This is a genomic window from Microcystis sp. 49638_E5 (assembly GCF_021300285.1).
GTDB classification, from domain to species: domain Bacteria; phylum Cyanobacteriota; class Cyanobacteriia; order Cyanobacteriales; family Microcystaceae; genus Microcystis; species Microcystis aeruginosa_C.
This window is the reverse complement of the sequence record NZ_JAJTDH010000035.1, coordinates 67,279-87,640: the sequence shown is the minus strand read 5'-3', so window position 1 is coordinate 87,640 and position 20,362 is coordinate 67,279. Positions and strand designations below refer to the sequence as shown.

The window sequence follows — 20,362 nt, the reverse complement described above, 5'->3', positions numbered from 1 at the left end:
CTGCGGTGATATTGTAGGTTAAGGGGTTGTTATCGGCATCAGTGGCGTTAATTGTGCCGACAACTGTACCGTTAGGACTGGTTTTAGAAATGCTGAAAATAGCATCATTAACCAGTAAAATAATTTTATTGCTTAAAGGGATTAATAATAGTGAATTTTTTATTAATAATTAAACCATCTTGCATATCTTCTGAATACAAAATATTTGCATCATAAAATAAAGCGCAAGCAATCACTAAACTATCCCAAAATGATAGATGGTATTGAATTATCAGATTAGATGCAGATTCAAAAATATCAAGATTAAATGAGATAACTTGATATTTGCTATAAAAGGAAACAATTAATTTAAACAGTTGTTTTTCATCAAGCTTATGCTTTTTAAGTAAATTACAAGAAACCTCATTAATTATTTGGGTACTGATAATGATGGACTTTTCTTTAATTAATTGTTTTGCCAATATTCTTTTACTTTCTTCTTTTTTATCAGTGGAAAAAGCATAAAGCTAAATATTAGACTCAACAAAACAAATATGACTTTTAAGTTCTGTCATAAATTTCTTCTCGTTTCATAAATTCTAAATTATCAACCTCTATAGGATTTGACAACAGGTATTCAATCATATCAATTTCAGTTTCACTTTTATTGAGTTGATTTTGAGCTTTAAATGCGGCCATAAGTACCTGTATCTGCTGAATTTGTTCAGGTTTAAGTTCAGTTACATTAATATTTTTAATCATGGCTACATTGGAATGATTTTTACTTTAATTATACTAATTACACGCTCTCACAATAATGATCTTCCTTTTTTAGGTCTTTGACTAAAATTATCGGTGTTTATGAAGAGTTATTATAGCCTAGCCTTTGAATTATAACAAAGAGACATAAACCCCGTGCTTGTCCCCCTCTCAGTATACTGATAGTTTATTTAACAAAATAGTCCTCAAAGTTTTTCCCAGTAAACATTTCACGATTTCATGAGCAAAAATTATCACACAAAGTCGAGAACAGCCCAATTTCTACAAACTTGATCTCCTATCGTTTTTCCATCTTCAGACAGACTTCTTTCAACAAGCTATCTACCTGTTTGTCGAAAACGGCTTTACGATATATAGCAAAACACTTACATTATGGCTCTTATGGATGTATTCACTCATTTTTCTATTATACCCTGCGAGCGGCGGGGAATTAGACCCGAAGAGATTAAAGCATATCTAAATATTTTTGGGTTAAAAGTTAAACTTCAGGCTTTCATTTAGCGCAAATGTACTAAACAACTAATTTTCCCAAAAAAATTAGTTAACACACGATTGTAACATATAATTAATTTGCAAGAGTTCTAATGTTTTTTTGGATAGAAATCATGAAATCCCCCTCTCGTTTTTTCATCGGGATCGCTGGAACCATAACGGTCGGTTTCCTCGCTACCTCGTCGGTTCAAGCTTCGCCTTTAAATTTACAATTTCTCGGTCAATCGATTGTTCCCACGGGGTTTATTCCCTCAGGCCCAGCGGGAACCGTGAACGGTGTCTCCGTTCCGGTCGGGGGATTATCGGGCATTACCTACGATCCGGCGGCTAATAACTTTTACATCATCTCGGACGATCGCTCTCAGAACGGCCCGGCGCGTTTCTACACCGCAACGATCAATCCGATGCTATTTAATGTTAATGGGACGAATAGCGGCGTTACCTTTACCGGTGTTACCCCACTTTTACAGACTAACGGGCAAACTTTCCCCGCGCTGAGTCTCGATCCAGAAGGGATCGCGCTCGTGGGTTCTAATCTGTATATTTCCTCCGAAGGGGAGGTCTCTAACAATCAGATTCTCGATCCCTTTGTCAATCGATTCGCGCTGGCCAACGGTCAACAGAACGATACTTTACCGATTCCAAACCAGTTTATCCCCGCGCCGAACCCGATTCCCACCACAAGCGGGGTTCGCAATAATCTGGCTCTAGAAAGTCTGACCACCACCCCAGATCAGCGATTCCTGTTCACGGCCTCCGAGAACGCGCTTGTGCAGGATGGGCCGGCCGCGACGCCAACGAACGGTTCTCCCTCGCGGATATTGCAGTACAATCTCGCTAATGGACAGCCGATCGCTCAATTCCTCTACAATACCGATCCAATCGCCCTTCCCCCGATTATTCCAAGCCAAGTCGATGTCAACGGACTCGTCGATTTACTGGCACTTGATAATAGTGGCCAACGCTTTCTCTCCCTAGAACGTTCTTTCTCTATAACGACGGGAACACCGGGGAATACGGGCTATACTGTGAAAATCTACGAGGTTTCCCTGGAGGGGGCCACCGATATTAGTGCCTTTCCCAGTATTAATGGGGTTTCGGGTATCGTGGCCGCCCAGAAAACCCTATTATTCGATCTGACCTCGTTAAATATCCCCATCGATAACGTGGAGGGGATTACCTTCGGCCCCGATTTACCGAACGGCAAGCGATCAATAATTCTCGTCAGCGACAATAACTTTACCCAGCTCCAATTTACTCAATTTCTCGCCTTTAGCGTGGAAACTGTACCCGAACCCTCAACCCTCGCAGGATTGCTGGTGATCGGTTGCGGTGTCATTCTAGTCAAAAAACGGGAAAGCTAAACAAAATCTGGCAACAGCATAGAGATCAGGCTATCTTTACGGTTGCCGAGCGTTTCGTCAATTGGACAATGGCTCTTCTAGGTTCTGTGTGATAAGTTTAACTTACAATATGATCGATCAATCTTTGTGTTCTTTCTGTCTTTGTGGTTCGTCTAGCCCCTCGCTAGGAGGAATGTATCTTAGAATACATTTTACCCACCAAATCCAAGAGAGCCTAATACCAAATCCGTTTTTAATAATATCATTAACTGCCAATCAAACTTTAAAAACCCAGTTATGGACTGTTGCTCCCTGTCCCAGTGCTCCCCGTTTCCACAAGGACACAAGTTACCTTGTGTCCCTTTTCAGTCTCAAAATCGGAAATTAGGCTAATCCGACTAATTTAGCGCTGTATTCCCACATTTTTGCCCCTCTTTCATCGTCGCGAGCTTGAGGAGAAACCCTTTGAACAAAGGATTTACCCTCTTTTTTCTGACGATTGCCCCAACTCCAGTAAGCACCGGATTGACGGTATTGGGGGTCAGCCACCACCATAGCGACTCTTTCCCCGGCTAATTCTTGGGAAACATAGCCACCGGTGATATTTTTCTGGAACCAGGGGAAAAACTGCTGGAAAAAGGGGTAATGGTTGCGGAAAAGGGGTGTATCGGCCACACAACCCGGATAGAGGGAAGTAAAAGTAATTCCGGTAGATTGGTGATAGCGTTTGTGCAGTTCCCGCATGGTGAGAACATTACACACCTTACTATCTTTGTAGGCTTTGACCGATTCAAATTTTTTGCCGTCGGCCATAGTAATCGGGGTTTTGAAACCCTTGGCAAACCCCTCCAAATCGCCCAAATCGGGACGAGGAGGAATTTTGCCGCCTAATTCATCGGGATTATGGGTGACAGTGCCGAGAATGACTAAACGGCGGTCGGGAGAAGGGGAATTTTTTAGATCTTCCAAGAGCAAATTCGAGAGCAGGAAATGACCTAAATGATTGGTGGCCATGCTCAATTCATAACCGTCGGGACTTCTTAAGGGTTCTTTGAGCAAAGGCAGATAGATAGCGGCATTACAGACTAAAGCGGTTAGAGATCTGCCCAAGGCCCGGAAATTTTTAACGAAGCGCCGGACGCTATCAAGGGAACCGAGGTCGATAAATTCAATACAGTAGTTATCCCGGGGAATGTTTAATTCCTTGGCCGCCTGTTCCATTTTCGGGATATCCCGACAGGCCATAACCACAAACCAACCTCTTTGAGCAAGGGATTTAGCGGCGTAGAGACCGACTCCAGAAGTTGTCCCAGTAATGATCACCGTGGGTTTTTGATCTTGTACCATTTTTTGATAGTTTTTGTTAATCGCTCTGGTCTAGGGAATATGCAAGGGATTCCGATCATAAATTTTATCGGTTGTCTTACCTGACCCCAGGGTTCGCTTTACATAACTTCAAATTTTCGTGAGTGTTCACTTATCAGTTATCAGTTATCAGTGATCAGACTTGAGTTTTAAGTTTACCGATCTTCCCACTTCCCCACCTCCCCAATTCATAATTCATAATTCATAATTCCAGGTTAACGAATCGGTTTAGCTAAATCACCGATTTTAAAACCATTACCGGTAATAATGCGACCGACGCTAGATTGACCATCAGCTTCGACAATTTCGAGAGTGCCAATCGGTTGAGTAATCTGACGGATAACCTTACCCGTTTGCGGATCCTTGACCGTTTGAGTCGTCCGTTCGATGGAAATGCGTAAACCGACACGATAACCCTCTCCCGTGCCTTTATTGAGAATTACCTGATTTCCCGCCACGGCAGCCACTAAAGCGGTGACAGTCGGGAGCGAGCGAGGTGTAGCGGCGATTTGGTCGGCTTTATCATTGAGATTATCCACCACCTGCGCCACTGCCTTATCGGTGGCAATACTGAGTAATTTCCCTTCGTTGGAGGTTTGGGAACCACCCCCAACCCCTAAAACCACGGTTGAACCATCGGATTGATTGGCAGTACCATCTCCCTGAGCGGTGGTAATAATTTCGGCCGTGGTGGTATTAATTGCCCGGACATTTAACTTGACAAAAGCATCGGTTTCTGTCTTAGCGGTGCTAAAAATAATAAACGAGCCACCGGATTGTTTTTTTTGTAAATCGAATTGGGTAATCGAACCGATAATCACCACATCTACCCCCAAAATTTGCCCGATTTGAGCGGCGGTAGCGGCATCTACCCGTCCCGAAGCCCCAAAATTTTGTTCTCTGAGGACAGCATCAATGCGACTGCGCTCAATGACTGTATAGCGACCACTTTCTACCAATCTATTGACGAGAATATCACTAACACCACTGGCTCCACCATTGAGAAATGTTAACCACTGGGGATTACTGAGACCGCTATAATCGAAGTCTAAAACCGCTACGCGCACCTTTTCGCTTTTTTGGGCTAAGAGTAGCGGTAAATTGTTAGAGGTAGCTTGGGAGAAAGCCGGTGCGTTGAAGCTAAAACCCAAACTAGAAGCGACTCCCACAAGGGTAATCAGGGCAGAAAAACCACGGATACTATCTCGATCGAACATGATAAGGGGTTCTCCAGTCAAATAGAATATAGATCATAATTATCTCAGAATTACTCTAACTATCAAGAGCGAGAATTTTGAATGGCAGTAATTAAACCTCTCACTTCCTCGGTTCCCTCGGAAGCTTCAAAGGAAGTGGGAAATTTACCCTTAGCAATCATCCGCAATCCCAAGGGGGCAATACTTAATAAACCCTGTAAATCGCGCCAATAATTGCCCAGCACATAGAGGCCGAATTGGCGTTCATCCACCCATCCCCCCGCTTTGACTAATTCCACTAAAACTTTGCGGTGACGAATGGGACGACTACTATCGGCCGACTTGCGAGCGAGTATTTCCTGTTTAATTTTACCGATCTGATCCATAGGAGCCACTTCCATAGGACAAACCGCATTACAGAAATAGCAACGGGTACAACCCCAAACCCCTGCGGTGCCTTGGTTATAAAGTTCTAGGCGACTTTCCTGATTACCATCGCGGGAATCTGCTAGGGTGCGCTGCGCTTTTGCCAAAGCGTGGGGACCGACAAAATCGGGATTGACTTGCTTGGCATTACATTCCGAATAACAGGCCCCGCACATAATGCAGTTACCCATCTGATTGAGATTGGCTCTTTCTTCTGGAGTTTGCAGAAATTCTCGTTCGGGAATGGTGCGTGCTTGACTACTAATATAAGGTTCAACCTTTTCTAAATCGTCCCAAAACGGTTGCATATTGACGATTAAATCCCGGATAATGGGTAAATTACCCAGGGGTGCGATCGTGATTTCGGGAATTTCTCCTGCATCTTTTTGGCTACAATGGTTTAATTCACTGGCGATATTTTTTTGACAAGCCAAGGCCGAACGACCGTTAATTTTCATCGCACAGCTGCCACAAATTGTATTGCGGCAATTTTTACGAAAGGCCAAAGTTCCATCAAGTTCCCATTTGATGCGATTAAGGCAGTCGAGAATTGTATTTCCCGCCTCCACCTCTAGGGTAAAATTTTCTAGGTAGGGGCTGTCGTTGGGTCGTTGACGCAGAATTTTAAAAGAAACTTCCATACTCGGCACGGGGATGAGGGACTCCTAATACTCAGGATAATCGATGTTAACGGGCCAAAGGGGAGCTAGTAATGGTAATTAATCCTTAAGATTTTCCCCGGTCGGTTGAGCCAAGGGGTGGGTATCTAGGCCTAATGATAGATGGGCAAGTCGATCGAAAACAGTTTAATCACCCCGGATTTACTGCTCTGGGTCATTAGTTTTTTGCCAACTACAACCACAAGTATATTTTCTCTATTCCTTGCTAGGTATAGCTTAAACAGTTTTATGGACTTACTTTCTCCCCCCTGTTTTCCTCGCACCCGACCAAAAATTGCCAGAGTATTGACCAAAAATTTCCTCTCCCCCACAAGGTTTACACTTACTACCTAGTCCGGGGTCTTCTTAGCACGATTGTCATCACCGAACCATCAGTTTTAAAAAATTTATTATTCCCCTCTAGACATTTTTGGCAAGATTTTTGGTATGATCAATTTGTCAGTGTAAACTTAATTGACAGTCAGTCAAAAATCAAGGAACATTAAAAAGTACCATGAGTGACATCTCTCCTACTCCCCTAACCGGGAAAGCTCTACTACAAAAAGTCAAAGAGTTATCCCACTTACCCCGTCGCGAAACGGCAAAACGTTGTGGTTACTACTCTCAAAGTAAAGATGGCCAAGTTCGGGTCAATTTAACCGACTTTTACGATGCTGTTTTGGGTGCAAAAGGGGTTCCTCTCGATCCCGAAGGCACTAAAGATGGCCGTGGCCGCGAACCCACTTTCCGGGTTAGTGTCCACAAAAATGGTCAAATCGTCATCGGTTCCACCTATACCGAACAAATGAACTTGCAGCCCGGCGATGAGTTTGAAATCAAACTTGGCTACAAGCACATCCACCTCAAACAAACGGAATCAGAAGAATCGGTAGAAGCTTAAATAGGTTACGGAGTAGGGATAAGGAAAAAAAATCGGCAGTCAAAAGGGCTAGTTTTGACAAGACCGACCAAAAAGACAATATAGATTCTTACCCCTAATTCTAACCCCTGACCGCCTCTTTTATCAACTTGAGGGGTTTTCCTTAAGCACTTTTTCTTCTTTTTCGCAACCCCCTAGGGATGGATTTTTGTTGGAGCTAGGCTTTACCAGAGCAAAGTTCCACAGTTGTCCTATGCCTAGGGGGTTGGTTTTATGGGTGTTAGGAGACAGGAGACTCCGAGTTAGTATTCAGGAGATTATTTTTGTTTATTCTTCCCACACCCCACACCCTACACCCCACACCCCACACCCCACACCCCTAATTGACAATGGAGATTACCGCCTTAATAAAAATTATTATTTTCCTGTTAGCCTGGTTAATTCTCTGGCTGCCCATTGCCATTGGTTTAGGGAGTCGTTTGGGATGGCAACCGCTGCAAGGGACAAAACCTGACCAAAAATTGCCCATGGTGGCCTCTCTTTACGTCTTGGCTCCCTTAGTTATCTGGGGATTATTGAAGATAGAGGGGAGCAGCCTCGATAATTACGGATTAATTTGGTCATTTTCCCTATTTATCTCCCTAACTAAAGGATTAATCCTGGCAGTGGTGGGATTAGGGATAATTTTTTTCCTAGAGGGGATTTTGGCCTGGGTACATTGGCAGCCCAAAAATCTAACTCGTGCTTTTTCCTTGAGTTTACCCCTGTTGATAGTGGCCCTCTGGGTGGGTATTACCGAGGAATTAATCTTTAGGGGCATCTTTTTGAGCCAATTAAGCCAAGAATACGGTTTTTGGGTGGCGGGAGCCATTTCTAGCCTAATTTTTGCCCTGCTGCATCTGCTTTGGGAACGTCAGCAAACGCTGCCGCAACTACCCGGTTTATTTCTGATGGGCATGGTTCTGGTCTGGGCGCGGGCGATCGATCATGGTAGTTTAGGATTAGCTTGGGGACTTCATAGCGGTTGGGTGTGGGGATTAGCGTTGCTAGACAGTGCCGAATTGATGTCTTACAGCGATTCTGGGTTAGCTTGGGTTAAAGGTATCTATAACCAACCTTTAGCGGGTTTAGCCGGCATTCTTTGCCTCTTGGGGACAGCTTGGGGGTTAAACCTGCTTCAGTAGCCAAAAGCCGGTAAAAGTGCGACCAGAATCATCCGGTTGTATGAGGAGAAAGTGCAAACCTTGGCTTTCCTGTTTGGTTGCCTGATAAACATTGGCTGCCAGGGCCACTTCTTCATCCTCGTAGGTTAGGAAAATCCAACGTTCATTTAGGCCCGATTCCAAGACTAAACCGCCCGATCGCCCCCTTTCTGTGGGAATATGATCGATAAATACTGGGTTAATTTCCTCCAACCAACGAGCGATGGCCAGAGATTTTTTACCACCGGTAATAACCACACCGGGGATCATTAGAGTGGAGGCTAAACCTAGTTTTAAAGGGTAAAAGGCCTCTGGTAGGGAAAGAATCGGTATTCGGCGATCGCCAAAAAAATTAACTAAATCAACGGCGGGAAAACGAGCAAAACGCCACTCTTGACCTAAAAATTGGTCGGGTAGGGGTTGTGGTGGAGGAGAGTCGATATTTATGGGGATTTGCCGCAATTCTAGCTGTTTTTTCAGGGCATTAACGTGACGGGTTAACTCGACTTTGATCTGTAAATTTTGACCAGCGAGGAGAAATAAATTGGCGCATTGGGGGCGAAAAACTTGGATAATTTCTGGGGAGGAGACTTGACAAGCTTGCTGTAACTGTTGGGTTAACCAGTCGCTATTAGCTTGGGATTGGGGACAGGAATTTTCATAAATAAGATGACCGAGAGGATCGAAAATTAACAATTGCCAGACTGTCTCAGGAGGAGGAGAAGATGAAGATTTATAAAAATCCGCTTGCCAAATAGTCATAATTCAGTAAAAAGTCACCAGTAAAAAGTCAAAAAATGGTCAGGAGTAGAGGTCAACTAAAAATTTTACCTTACCAAGACTTTTAAAATCTAGGAGCGAGACAAAAAAGGCTATATACTAGGGAAAGCTATAGCAAAAAATGTCGAGACAATGGAAGAAAATTGGCTAGAAATTGGGACAATAGTAGCACCCCAGGGACTGGAGGGAGAATTGCGAGTTTTATCGGTATCAGATTTTCCCGAACGTTTTCAGAAGCGAGGTATTAGGGGAATACAAGGGGCCCAGGGGGGAGAAATCCAAGAAATTACTCTGCTCAGGGGACGTGAGCTACCGGGAAAAAATGTTTATGTTATCAAGTTAGAGGGGGTTGAAAATCGGGAACAAGCCGAAGCTTTGCGCGGATATAAATTATGGGCGAATAAACTAGAAAAACCTCGCCTAAAAGCGGATGAATATCATGTTAGTGAGCTAGTAAACTTAGAGGTTTATCATCACCTGACAGGAGAAAAAATCGGGGTTGTAGTAGATATTTTCTGGGCGGGTAATGACATTTTAGCAGTGCAACTGGAAGCAAATCTCGCCCCCCTCAAGAAAAAAAGTTCATCCTCCGACTCAGAGGCCCGGGCCCTGGTTCCCTTCGTCAAAGAAATTGTGCCACTGGTGGATCTGAAAGCGGCACGCATCGAGATTACGCCACCACCGGGGTTATTAGAGATCAATTTGTCCTAGGCTTATTCTTGATGGCGGATTGGGACGGTGAGGAAGTTTCAGGACAACTGCAACAAAACCAACGGGTAAGCTGCCTGCAAAGATAAGGTAACACTGGAACGGTAAGGGTTATCTGCTGTTTTAGCTAACTTAACAACACCTAGTTATCCCTAGGGACTGCTAACCAACCGGGACAATTTTTGATTTTTAGAGAAAGTCCACTTTTGCGCCGGAAATGGGTAATCTCAAAGGGAAAGACAGATATTATTTTGATGAAAGGCTATGGGTATCAGCATCCTGAGAATCTGGGCGATCGCAGCTAACAGTTTTCGCGAGGTTATCCGCGATCGCATTCTTTACTTTATCGGGTTTTTTGCCTTGTTGATGGCCTTCGCTTGGCGTTTATTACCGGAAATTGCGGTGGGAACCGATGAGAAAATCTTTCTTGACTTGGGATTAGCCGCTATCGGGTTATTAGGGGTAATTGTCGCGGTTTTTGTGGGTACAGGGCTAATTAATAAGGAAATTGACAAGAGAACTATTTTAGTTTTGATTCCTAAACCCCTGAGTCGGGCCGAATTTATCCTCGGTAAACACTTGGGTTTGTCCGGGGTTTTAGCGGTGATGTTGGGGGTAATGTTGGTGATTTACCTGCTGATGTTGCTGGGGATGAAAGTATCTTTTCAAGCTTTACCCCTGATTGTCTCGGTTTTCTATCTCGGTTTGGAATTAATTCTCATCGCGGCCGTGGCGATCACTTTTGGGGTATTTACCAGTTCGATTATAGCCACGTTAATGACTTTTGGGTTCTATCTAATGGGTCACATCAGCAAAGATCTGATCCAATTGGGTATAATCAGCAAAAATGCCAATATCCTCGCTATCACTAAAAATATTTATCTAATTCTCCCAGATTTGGAGAGATTGAATTTTAGAAACGAGGCCGTTTATGGTTTGCTGCCCAGTGCTGATGTCTTAATGGGTAATGCCCTCTACAGTCTCGTTTATACTGGTCTATTATTGGGTATCTCCATCCTCATCTTTTCAAGACGACAATTTTAACTGGGGTTGCCGAGTCAAGAAATGAATGTCATCGCCATCGATTAGTTTATAGACATTATTAGCCATGAAATTAAAGGCCCAACTGCATATTTTAAGTCGAGAAGCGGTCAATTACGGACTGGCCACCGTGGTCATGGAAGAAGCGGTTAATCCTGTCCTCGCGGCCGTGGCCAGACAGTTAAAACATTTACAATACTATGTGATTCAGAATAGCCAGGGTGATTGGTTACTAACCACTTTAGCCCATCGGCAGCAGCCGCAACAGGAAAAAAGGGTGATCTATGCCTTTGCTACGGAAAAAATGTCCCTATCTGCTCAAAATACTGCTAATTCACCCCTATCAACGCTCCTGATTCCCGTAACCCATCTTTTATTCCAATTATTTGCCGTAGAAAAAGTAGATAGTATTATTTTTCTGGAAAATGCACACACCGCTCAAACAGGAAAAGAAATCTCCCGGATCCAATTAAAGGCCAATATTGAAAAACAACTGCAAAAACTGGGGACAATTCCTGCCAATCTTGCTTAATTAGTTATCCTTAATCAAGGCGAATTAGATGTCATACTAAATCTGTTGAGTATAGGCTACATATCAGGAGAGGCAATAGGCACTCTTGCAATAGGCAAAAGGAGAAATAGATAATCAGTCTGTAATAACGAGATTTAGTATTACCACCAGAGACTTTTTAAGCTGGCAACTTGAGTCTAGCCTAATCAGGGAGATTATTTAGAGCCGATCGTATAAACAAGCACCTGAGCCAAACGGCTAGGAGCATATCGGTTACCATAGAGAGTGTCTATTTTCTCAAAACCGACCTATGCTGCGAGAAGATCTTAAGAAAGAATTAGATAAACTAAACGATGATCAACTGAAAAAGATTGCTGATTTCATAGCCGACCTTGAGTTTCAGTCTGGACAAGTCCCATCGTCTGTTCCGCTTTGGCAAAGAGCAACACCATCCCAGAGAGCTAGGGAATTGCGTGAATGGGTGTTACAACTTCCCAAAGATAGTCCGAGTCTAGGAGATGAAGCCTTTAGTCGCGATAGTATTTACGAATGATGACGAGATATTTACTTGACACTAATATTGTTATGCGATTGTGCAATTGTTCCGACCTACAGCATAAGCTGGCAACCAATGCAGTTTCTCGTCTGCTCATGCAATCAGATGAATGTTTCCTTGCGACACAAGTAATAATTGAGTTTTGGGTTGTTGCCACCAGACCAACTGAAGTCAATGGTTTGGGTTGGTCTGTAGAACAAACCAGAAGCATGATAGATCAACTTCTCGCTCGTTTTCCAGTCTTGGCAGAATCTCGGCAGATTTTTACAAATTGGCTGAACTTAGTCACAACTAACAGAGTGATGGGTAAACGCACTCATGATGTTCGTCTCGTTGCGGCTATGCTTGCCAATGAAATTACACATCTGTTGACCTTTAATCCCAGTGATTTTGCGGGTATATCAAGTATTACCATAACTCATCCACAAGATTTGAACCCGTTTGATACTAATGAGCCATAGTGTTGGCGAGCGCCGCATAACTCAATCGTTATCAATAGGGAAAAGTTAATTATCTGCAATGGCCTTTTTTACTCTCACTCACATTACCATGACCGAGCCAACCCGATTAAACTATCACGATAACTATTCTTGTCCCGTCTGTCGCCATGGTAAAATCGCCACTTTACCACTCATGGAAGCCTATGCTTGTAACTTTTGTCAACACATTTTTACTGCTAATTTAGAACAACAGGTTTTAAAAATGGCCGATAGTCAATTACCCTTAACTTGGTATTGGAATGGTAAGTATTGGCAGGGTTTACCGAGAGAAGGCATGGAGATGGCAGGTTTTTACTTAATTATCGGTTTAGGATTTGTGATTTTTCCCACAGCAATTGTGGCTACGGGGGCCTATCTTTTCCCTCCAGTCGAGGGGAGTCCTTTGTCATGGGTGCCTCTATTTTGGTCGATTTTAACCTTTATTTGCCATGCTATTTGTTTACTCTGGTTAATTATCGAATATTATCAGTTTCCCGTTAATATGTATCTGCGGGCCTTGGCTCGTCGTTGGCAAAATTCTTTTGTTACCCGATTATTATCCTAGGGGTTATTTAATCCTAGAAAGGGGAGCAGGAAGTGGGGTGTGGGGTGTGGGGTGTGGGGATAAAAAATCTGATTACTGATTACTGATTACTGATTACTGATTACTGATTACTGATTACTGATTACTGTTCTCTAAATTATTCCCAAAGGACAAAATTGACCCGATAATTCTAGTTTATTGTTTTGCAGCAGATATAAACCATATTCAATTCCTTCTACCACTGCCTGATAGGAAGCTTCCAAAATATTACTAGACACTCCCACGGTTGTCCATCTTTGTTGGCCGTTACTTGACTCGATTAAAACCCTAGTTTTCGCTGCCGTCCCCGAACCACTATCGAGGATTCTCACTTTATAATCGGTCAGGTGAAAGTTAGCAATTTCGGGATAGAATTTGACTAAAGCCTTTCTTAAAGCTCGATCTAAAGCAGCCACAGGCCCGTTACCCTCGGCCACTTCTAATAAATCTTCCTCTTTTACTCGTACTTTAATTGTAGCGATCGCATTATCACTATCCCGGAGCATATCACAATAAACTTGGAATCCTTTTAATTCAAAAAGGTGGCTTCTCTGTGCCAAAGCTTCCCGCATTAATAACTCAAAACTAGCTTCGGCTGCTTCAAATTGATAACCCTGACTTTCCAAGATTTTTAAACGTTCCAAAATTTGCCGACAGGTGGGATCATCTTTATTTAAATCGATGCCAAAACTGCGCGCTTTCGCTAACACATTACTTAATCCCGATTGGTCAGAAATGACGATGCGGCGCTGATTCCCGATCGCTTCCGGGTTAATATGTTCGTAGGTGAGGGGATTTTTCGCCACCGCAGAAACGTGAATTCCGCCTTTATGGGCAAAAGCAGAACGTCCGACGAAGGGAGCATGATCATCCGGGGCTAAATTGACCATTTCGCTGATTTTTCGGCTAGTTCCCGTCAATCGGCCTAATTGATTTTCTTCTAGGCAGGAAAAGCCCATTTTTAACTGAAGATTGGGAATTAAAGTACATAAATTGGCATTGCCGCAGCGTTCCCCATAACCGTTAATTGTGCCTTGAATCATGCGTGCGCCCTCGTTAACTGCCGCTAAGGAGTTAGCTACGGCGGTTCCTGCGTCATTATGGGCATGGATGCCTAATTTAGTCCCATTTTCGTTATCAGGATCGATATCCAATTTCTCCCGCACTTTCTCCACAATCGGGGCGATTTCTTGGGGTAAAGTGCCGCCGTTGGTATCACAGAAAACTAACCATTCGGCCCCGGCATCCCTGGCGGTTTTGAGGGTTAAAAGGGCGTATTCGGGGTTATTTTTGTAACCATCAAACCAATGTTCGGCATCATAAATGACTCGTTTTCCCTGACAGCGTAGATACTCGATCGTATCTCCTATCATGGCTAAATTCTCCTCCAGACTGGTTTTTAAGCCCTCTGTGACGTGCAGATCCCAAGATTTGCCGAAAATTGTCACCCAACGGGTTCTAGCGGCGAGAATGGCGGTTAACATCGGATCTTCCCGGGCCTCGACATGGGGGCGACGAGTGGAACAAAAAGCGACTAATTCTGCTTGTTTTAGGGGTTCTTCGTGCAGTTTCCAGAAGAATTGACCGTCTCTAGGGTTTGCGCCCGGCCAACCGCCTTCGATAAAAGGAATACCCATCCGATCTAATTCCCTGGCGATTTTAATTTTATCTTCTAGGGAGAGGGAAATACCTTCTCGCTGGGCCCCATCCCGGAGAGTAGTGTCATAGACCCAAATGCGCTTACCATTGTTCATAGAAATAGTCAATAAGTGTTAATATTAATTAATAACTGTAGCCACTTAAAATCACGCCCCTAATGCCTAGAATAACAGTTTATGGTCAAACAATCACCTGCGATCGAGGTGAAAATCTCCGTCGTATATTATTAAAACATGACATTTCTTTGTATAACGGCGGTTCCAAGTTAATCAATTGTCGCGGCATCGGCAGCTGTGGAACCTGTGCGGTGGCAATTGTGGGCGAAGTTTCTGCTATCAATTGGCAGGAAAAAGCGCGTCTTTCTTTACCTCCCCATAACCCCGATAATAACCGTCGTCTTGCTTGTCAAGTCAAAGTTTTTGGTGATATTAAAGTGACTAAATACGATGGTTTTTGGGGACAGGGAGACGCAGTGATCAATGAGCAGTTATTTTAGCTATCGGTCGTTAGGAGACAGGAGACTATTTTTATTTATTCTCCCATCTCCCCACCTCCAAATTCAGGCTCTTCGTTACTTGTTATGGTTCGATAGGGTGGCATAAATAAACTAAATCCTTATCTGGCAAGAGATTTAATTGATTAGTTTGCTCTAGATCAAAAACAATTGACAAAAATCGCCAAACGTTTTTCTCTATAAGGGTTCCGTCCCTTATAACCCCCGTACATTGCATAACACAAACCGAAGAACCCAAATTCATAATTCATAATTCATAATTTATAATTCTCACTCCCCCACTTCCCACTTCTCCATACTAACAAGATAAAGGTTATCAAATGAACGAGACAACAACTTTTCGGATATCACCAATAATTCGGGTAACTTTATTAAGTTTATATGTGGCGTTAACCATCCCTTTACCCTTTTTAGCAAAAGTCACTAATTCCCCCGTTAATCCCAATTTTCTTTGGATAGGAATTAGCTTAGGATTAATCGCTTTATACGGAGCTTTAAGTGAAAGGGTGATTTTATCAGAGACAGGGATACAAGTTACCTATCCCCAATGGTTTCCCGCTTTTCTTCGCTCTGGTTGGTGGTTAAATTGGACAGATATAAAAGAACTTAAATGTCGCAGTACGGGACAGGGTGGTTTAGTTTATTATTTCCTTGATCGCTCCGCAGAAAAAGCCTATTTATTGCCGATGCGAGTAGTGGGATTTAATCGCATGGTCAAAATAATCGAGGAAAAAACTAACCTGGATATGACCGATATTCGCCCCCTTTCTCAACCTTGGATGTATGGAATTCTTTTTGCTCTCACCCTATTTTTATTATTAGTCGATGCTTGGACTATTGCTACGGCGAGAACTATTATTCCCTAATAAATTCGGCTCAAAACGTAATCCACTAGCTCGATTAGCACCTCTTTTGAGGGAGAAGAAGCTAAACAGTCAAGGTGTTTTAATGCACTTTGTCCATACTGACTGGCTAATTCTTTTGAGCGAGGAATACCTTGGCTAGAGTGAATAAAATCAAGAGCTTTTTCGATGTCTCCTTCCTGACTAAACTCCCGTTCGATTAACACTTCTATATAGGGATTTTCCTCCATGGCAAAGAGAGCGGGAGCAGTGATATTACCACTGATCAAATCGGAGCCAGAGGGTTTTCCTAATACTTCCGTGGGAGAGGTAAAATCGAGAATATCATCGACGATCTGAAAAGCTAATCCTAAATTGCGGCCATAATTATATAAATGATGATTAACTTCGGCCGATTGATCGCTTAATACCCCGGCTGCTTTGGCACTATTGGCAATTAAAGAAGCAGTTTTGTAGTAACTTTTTTCTAGATAAGCTTCTAAGGAGATACTGGTATCAAAGCGATTAATTCCCTGTTGAATTTCCCCTTCAGCAAAATCGCGAATCACTTCCGAGAGCAATTTTACCACTTCTAAATTATCTAAATTAGCTAGATACCAAGAGGATTGAGCGAAAAGAAAATCTCCCGCTAAAACCGCCACGCGATTGTCAAATAAACTGTTAACGGTGGGAACACTGCGCCGCAATTCTGCCTCATCTACCACATCATCATGGACGAGACTGGCAGTGTGAATCATCTCCGTGATTTCCGCTAATCGACGATGACGGGGAGTGATATCCCGGTCTAACATGGTAGCGCGAGATACCAGCAACACGATCGCCGGTCGAACGCGTTTACCACCGGCCTCGAACAAATGTTCTGCTGCCGCCGCTAAAATGGGATGACGAGCGCCGACGAGATTTTTTAAGTTATCGGTCAAAAGACGGAGATCATCGTCAACGGGTGCGAATAAAGAAGTTGTTGGGATCATTGGTTAGCCAATTGGCGAGATAGTTACGAAAGTTTACATATCCTTACATTTATTTTAAGCTAACCGTCCAGACTAGGGAAGGGGAAGCATCAGTAATCAGTAATCAGTGAGGGGTTAGAGGTTGGGGTTTTGGGGTATTAGTTGAAATTTCCCCGTCTCCCCCCACACCCTACACCCCACACCCCACTTCCCACACCCCACACCCCACACCCCACTTCCCTGGTCCCTAATCTTTTTCCCGACAAAACCCTTGTCATTGTCAAGACTCTAGGGTAACTTGTATATAAAAATTAATAAAGCGAGAAGTATTAGAACGATGTTGAGACTAATTAGCGACTTTGACGGCCCGATAATGGACGTATCGGAGCGATATTACCAAGTTTATCAAGACTGTTTACAGAAAACCGCCTATAAAGGTCAAATTATCGGGGAATTATCGAAAGCGGAATTCTGGCAGTTAAAACGGGATCAGGTTTCTGAGAAGCGTATCGGGGAAATGTCAGGATTAGATGAAGATCAGTCCCGGAAATTTGCCCATCTTCGTCGTCAAACTGTTCATACTTTACCCTATCTTGTCCACGATCGCCCGGTGGTTGGTTCTTTGGAAACTCTCCAGAAAATCCAAGAGTTAAAGATCGATTTAGTCGTGATGACGATGCGGCGGGTGTCCGAGCTAGATCATGCCTTTAATCGCCACGATATCGGTCGTTTTTTCGCCGCTAATCGTCGTTATTGTCTAAATAACAATTACACCAAAACCAACGACGTGCGCGACAAAACCCTGCTTATGGCTAAGGCCGCAAAGGAACTGCCGGCGGCTGCCGATACTTGGATGGTGGGGGATACGGAAGCGGATATTGCCGCCGCTAAGAGCCAAAATATTAAGGTTATTGGCGTATTATCGGGGATTCGCAGCCGTTCCCGTTTAGAGAGCTACGAGCCTGATTATATCGTCAATAACCTTGGGGAAGCAGTGGACGTGATCTTAGGATCCCTACGAGCGATTGGTTAACGGAAAAAACTACTAATCACCCAAAAGATCAGAAAAGTGACGAGCGCATAAATTTGGCGATCGCCGAAAATATTCAAATCAGCCTTGGCCGCTAAACTGGCTAATCCCGCTCCCAGAGCGACTCCTAGCACTAAACCAGCGAGAGTGAATAGCAAGGCGCGGCCAAAACGTTTTTCTTTGCGGTTGAAAAAATAGATATTAACGAAAACGCCAAAAGCTAAGAGCAGCGGTAAGAGGGAGCCACTAGGATCGGGAACTAACAGCGTTATTGCTCCTAAACAAGCGTAAATCACTGCTGGTACGCCGATATCCTGTGCAGAAGGTGTATCGATTGAGCTTTGCCACCAGTTAGGAGATTTGCTGCTAGTAACTGGTTTACTTTCCACCGGAATCGTCAGACGTTCGGGAAAACGAATGCGATCGGGAACTTTAATTCTACCCTCCTGTCGCATCCGCAGTCGATCCATGAGGACGGAATCGTAGGCCGCCTCGATCAATTCGACAATTTTGCTATCATTCTGATACTGTTGCACCAGTCTTTGTTTGGCCTCTTGAATTTCTTCAAAAGAGGATTCTTCAGTAACCCCAAGTTGTTCGTAGGGATTCTGTTCACTCATGAACATACCTCCTTAATTATGCTCCCGATAGTCATGATCTTAACCCTATGTTCTGTAGTTTAACTTGAGATCCAAGCTTATTTAAATTAATTAAGTTTAGCGAAAATCTGGGCAGAATCGATCGCTTCGTAGGGATAACCACTAGCATCTAAGAGGCTTTTTTCGGCGATTTCTCCTTCTTTAACGATAATTAAGCGGTTTTTGCCACCGTAGGCTTTAATTGTGACAATTTCTAAAGCAAATAACCCCGGAGAGAAACAGGGATTTAAGGCCCCATCGTACTCGAATTTACTCTGCATTAACTGCAAAGCATAGACGCTACTGCTATCAAAGGGTACTACATCTCTCATCGTTTTGGCCCGCAGCACTGGGATTAAATCGCGAAAGGGAATAGAAATCTTTTGCAGGGTGCGATCAAGTGTATCAAAAGAATAACAGTAACCGATGCCGTCCCAACGTCCTTCACAGCGCAGAATTAATTTATAGCGTTTTCCGTCCCCTTGTACCTGTAATTCTATTCCCTCGTAGTTAGATAAATTTAGGGGAGGATTCAGGTTTCTGGTACGAACTGAGGCAAAACCACCGTTATTTTCGGTTCTAACGATACCAGAAAAGAGAGCGCGTCCTCCGGTTAGGGTTATCTGACTCTCACTCACTCCTCCCATTACCACATCATCCACCGCACCCCAGATTTCTTTTATATCACTGCTGGGATTGCTAAAGTTAAAGAGGGTTTTTTCGGCGCTTATACCAGCATTTTTCAGTAAATCGAGTAAATTGGCTAAACTATGGCGGTTATTCTCCCCTTGACAGTAGATAATCTCATCAATCCCCGTGAATAATTGCGGGGTTTGCAGAGCGAATAAATCGACATTTTCAGCAAATAATTGACGTGCAGACTCGATATTATCGACTAAAGCGCGAATTTGATAGTTTTGCTGCTGTAGTTGAGCGATTACCTTTCTACCGATCGCATTTTCACCACCAATGACTAAAATAGTCTTCATTGCTTGCTCATTTGTTAGCTGAATTTTTTTATCTTCCCCGAAACCGAGCAGCTTTTGCAGACAACTCCAGAGGGGAATACTATCAAAATAGTCGAGAGTTTGCCAAAATCTCTGAAAATCCCAGCTTTTTGACTCAGCCATAACTTTTATCTCCTTACTGCCATTAATTTTTATTTTATCGAGTTAATTTGGCTGTTTGAGATCAAAAGCTCTCCTGTAAAAATCAAAAATCTTCCGTTAGGTGAGGAAACTCCGAGACAGGAGGAGAAAAAAGACAAGAGACAACTATCCTACCCATAAAACCGAAGATGATGTCAAATTTATCTGTGCTTTTAGATATTTTGACCCGATAGCGGATCGAGAACTTACTTTTGCGGGAGGTCTATTAATTTTGACTCTCTTATTCTTCGTCTGATCAGTTTAACTTAATATAGGAGCGATCGATCTTTGTGTCCTTTGTGTCTTTGTGGTTCGTTCTATTCGCTCGTACCCAGCAAACCCAAGAGGGCCTATTTTTGCTTTATTCGATTCCATACTATCTAAGTTTTTAAGCTGATTCAAACTACTAATTTGCCATAACCAGTCTGGGATAGCCAACGGAAGGATGCTGCAAAAGTTGTGGAGTTAATTAACAATCATCCCCGAAAATGTCTTGACTATCGAACCCCCTTTGAGGTATTTTATCAAATACGATCGGATAGTGATGCAATTCAGATTTGAGTTTACTGCAAATTTTTTT

At 43.2% G+C, this 20,362-nt stretch carries 22 protein-coding genes and 3 pseudogenes; 14 read left to right on the top strand and 11 right to left on the bottom strand.

Going from position 1 to position 20,362, the window contains the following annotated elements; translation table 11 throughout:
* Positions 1-125 precede the first annotated feature (125 nt).
* The 3 genes and pseudogenes from LW728_RS11995 to LW728_RS11985 all read right to left on the bottom strand — a co-directional run.
* Positions 126-470, bottom strand: a pseudogene (locus LW728_RS11995) (PIN domain-containing protein); the annotation flags it as partial.
* Positions 471-540: 70 nt separating this feature from the next.
* Complete coding sequence (locus tag LW728_RS11990; protein WP_287766772.1) at positions 541-741, bottom strand: hypothetical protein; 201 nt, start codon at positions 739-741, stop codon at positions 541-543.
* A gap of 298 nt (positions 742-1,039) precedes the next feature.
* Positions 1,040-1,158 (bottom strand): annotated as a pseudogene (locus tag LW728_RS11985) (IS200/IS605 family transposase); the annotation flags it as partial.
* A gap of 185 nt (positions 1,159-1,343) precedes the next feature.
* Here LW728_RS11985 and LW728_RS11980 point away from each other — a divergent pair.
* A complete protein-coding gene (locus tag LW728_RS11980) occupies positions 1,344-2,615 on the top strand; it encodes an esterase-like activity of phytase family protein (RefSeq protein WP_353845704.1) in 1,272 nt (423 codons plus the stop codon).
* Between the two features lie 363 nt (positions 2,616-2,978).
* Here the strand turns inward: LW728_RS11980 and LW728_RS11975 are convergent, their stop codons facing one another.
* The 3 genes from LW728_RS11975 to LW728_RS11965 form a co-directional block, all read right to left on the bottom strand.
* A complete protein-coding gene (locus LW728_RS11975) occupies positions 2,979-3,941 on the bottom strand; it encodes a protochlorophyllide reductase (protein WP_287766770.1) in 963 nt (320 codons plus the stop codon).
* A gap of 233 nt (positions 3,942-4,174) precedes the next feature.
* Positions 4,175-5,176, bottom strand: a complete 1,002-nt coding sequence (locus tag LW728_RS11970) for a CsgG/HfaB family protein (RefSeq protein ID WP_002801774.1) — start codon at positions 5,174-5,176, stop codon at positions 4,175-4,177.
* Between the two features lie 62 nt (positions 5,177-5,238).
* Positions 5,239-6,222: a succinate dehydrogenase/fumarate reductase iron-sulfur subunit gene (locus LW728_RS11965; RefSeq protein WP_287766769.1), complete on the bottom strand. Its 984-nt coding sequence runs from the start codon at positions 6,220-6,222 to the stop codon at positions 5,239-5,241.
* Between the two features lie 532 nt (positions 6,223-6,754).
* Here LW728_RS11965 and LW728_RS11960 point away from each other — a divergent pair.
* A complete protein-coding gene (locus LW728_RS11960) occupies positions 6,755-7,141 on the top strand; it encodes an AbrB family transcriptional regulator (RefSeq protein ID WP_002765913.1) in 387 nt (128 codons plus the stop codon).
* A gap of 368 nt (positions 7,142-7,509) precedes the next feature.
* Entirely contained in the window at positions 7,510-8,304 is a 795-nt protein-coding gene (locus LW728_RS11955; protein WP_287766768.1) for a CPBP family intramembrane glutamic endopeptidase, read from the top strand.
* On the opposite strand, the gene LW728_RS11950 is transcribed toward LW728_RS11955, so the two are convergent.
* Entirely contained in the window at positions 8,287-9,084 is a 798-nt protein-coding gene (locus tag LW728_RS11950; RefSeq protein WP_287766767.1) for a Tab2/Atab2 family RNA-binding protein, read from the bottom strand. The two genes, LW728_RS11955 and LW728_RS11950, sit on opposite strands and share 18 nt — an antisense overlap.
* Positions 9,085-9,234: 150 nt before the next feature.
* On the opposite strand from LW728_RS11950, the gene rimM reads away from it, so the two are divergent.
* From rimM to LW728_RS11920, 7 genes are all read left to right on the top strand, one after another.
* Positions 9,235-9,813, top strand: coding sequence for a ribosome maturation factor RimM (gene rimM, locus LW728_RS11945; protein ID WP_002801779.1), 579 nt, complete (start codon positions 9,235-9,237; stop codon positions 9,811-9,813).
* Positions 9,814-9,992: 179 nt separating this feature from the next.
* On the top strand, positions 9,993-10,115 hold the full coding sequence (locus LW728_RS23215) for a hypothetical protein (RefSeq protein ID WP_157404752.1): 123 nt from the start codon (positions 9,993-9,995) through the stop codon (positions 10,113-10,115).
* Positions 10,075-10,854, top strand: coding sequence for an ABC transporter permease (locus tag LW728_RS11940; protein ID WP_002801780.1), 780 nt, complete (start codon positions 10,075-10,077; stop codon positions 10,852-10,854). Before LW728_RS23215 ends, LW728_RS11940 begins: the two co-directional genes overlap by 41 nt.
* Positions 10,855-10,918: 64 nt before the next feature.
* Positions 10,919-11,383, top strand: coding sequence for a hypothetical protein (locus tag LW728_RS11935; protein ID WP_287766766.1), 465 nt, complete (start codon positions 10,919-10,921; stop codon positions 11,381-11,383).
* A gap of 289 nt (positions 11,384-11,672) precedes the next feature.
* Entirely contained in the window at positions 11,673-11,915 is a 243-nt protein-coding gene (locus LW728_RS11930) for a hypothetical protein (protein WP_002775464.1), read from the top strand.
* On the top strand, positions 11,912-12,379 hold the full coding sequence (locus LW728_RS11925; protein ID WP_002801782.1) for a type II toxin-antitoxin system VapC family toxin: 468 nt from the start codon (positions 11,912-11,914) through the stop codon (positions 12,377-12,379). The genes LW728_RS11930 and LW728_RS11925 overlap by 4 nt, the downstream gene beginning before the upstream one ends.
* 58 nt (positions 12,380-12,437) lie before the next feature.
* The gene (locus LW728_RS11920; RefSeq protein WP_287766765.1) at positions 12,438-12,962 is read left to right on the top strand and encodes a hypothetical protein; all 525 of its coding nucleotides are present in this window, start codon (positions 12,438-12,440) and stop codon (positions 12,960-12,962) included.
* Positions 12,963-13,093: 131 nt separating this feature from the next.
* Here LW728_RS11920 and cimA read toward each other — a convergent pair whose 3' ends face one another.
* On the bottom strand, positions 13,094-14,734 hold the full coding sequence (gene cimA / locus LW728_RS11915) for a citramalate synthase (RefSeq protein ID WP_287666333.1): 1,641 nt from the start codon (positions 14,732-14,734) through the stop codon (positions 13,094-13,096).
* A 62-nt stretch (positions 14,735-14,796) separates the two neighbouring features.
* Here cimA and LW728_RS11910 point away from each other — a divergent pair, with 62 nt between their 5' ends.
* Together LW728_RS11910 and LW728_RS11905 are read left to right on the top strand one after the other, a co-directional pair.
* Complete coding sequence (locus LW728_RS11910) at positions 14,797-15,135, top strand: 2Fe-2S iron-sulfur cluster-binding protein (protein ID WP_287666330.1); 339 nt, start codon at positions 14,797-14,799, stop codon at positions 15,133-15,135.
* Between the two features lie 338 nt (positions 15,136-15,473).
* Positions 15,474-16,019: a hypothetical protein gene (locus tag LW728_RS11905; protein WP_287666327.1), complete on the top strand. Its 546-nt coding sequence runs from the start codon at positions 15,474-15,476 to the stop codon at positions 16,017-16,019.
* On the opposite strand, the gene sds is transcribed toward LW728_RS11905, so the two are convergent.
* Complete coding sequence (gene sds, locus LW728_RS11900; RefSeq protein WP_287666325.1) at positions 16,016-16,987, bottom strand: solanesyl diphosphate synthase; 972 nt, start codon at positions 16,985-16,987, stop codon at positions 16,016-16,018. The two genes, LW728_RS11905 and sds, sit on opposite strands and share 4 nt — an antisense overlap.
* Before the next feature lie 316 nt (positions 16,988-17,303).
* Here sds and LW728_RS11895 point away from each other — a divergent pair, with 316 nt between their 5' ends.
* Positions 17,304-17,999 (top strand): HAD family hydrolase, encoded by a 696-nt coding sequence (locus tag LW728_RS11895; RefSeq protein WP_287766764.1) that lies wholly within the window; start codon positions 17,304-17,306, stop codon positions 17,997-17,999.
* Here the strand turns inward: LW728_RS11895 and LW728_RS11890 are convergent.
* Together LW728_RS11890 and LW728_RS11885 are read right to left on the bottom strand one after the other, a co-directional pair.
* Entirely contained in the window at positions 17,996-18,616 is a 621-nt protein-coding gene (locus tag LW728_RS11890; RefSeq protein WP_002801791.1) for a CPP1-like family protein, read from the bottom strand. The genes LW728_RS11895 and LW728_RS11890 overlap by 4 nt on opposite strands.
* 86 nt (positions 18,617-18,702) lie before the next feature.
* Positions 18,703-19,764, bottom strand: coding sequence for a CIA30 family protein (locus LW728_RS11885; RefSeq protein WP_287766763.1), 1,062 nt, complete (start codon positions 19,762-19,764; stop codon positions 18,703-18,705).
* Positions 19,765-20,241: 477 nt separating this feature from the next.
* On the opposite strand from LW728_RS11885, the pseudogene LW728_RS11880 reads away from it, so the two are divergent.
* Positions 20,242-20,343: pseudogene (locus tag LW728_RS11880) on the top strand (IS30 family transposase); the annotation flags it as partial.
* Positions 20,344-20,362: the final 19 nt, after the last annotated feature.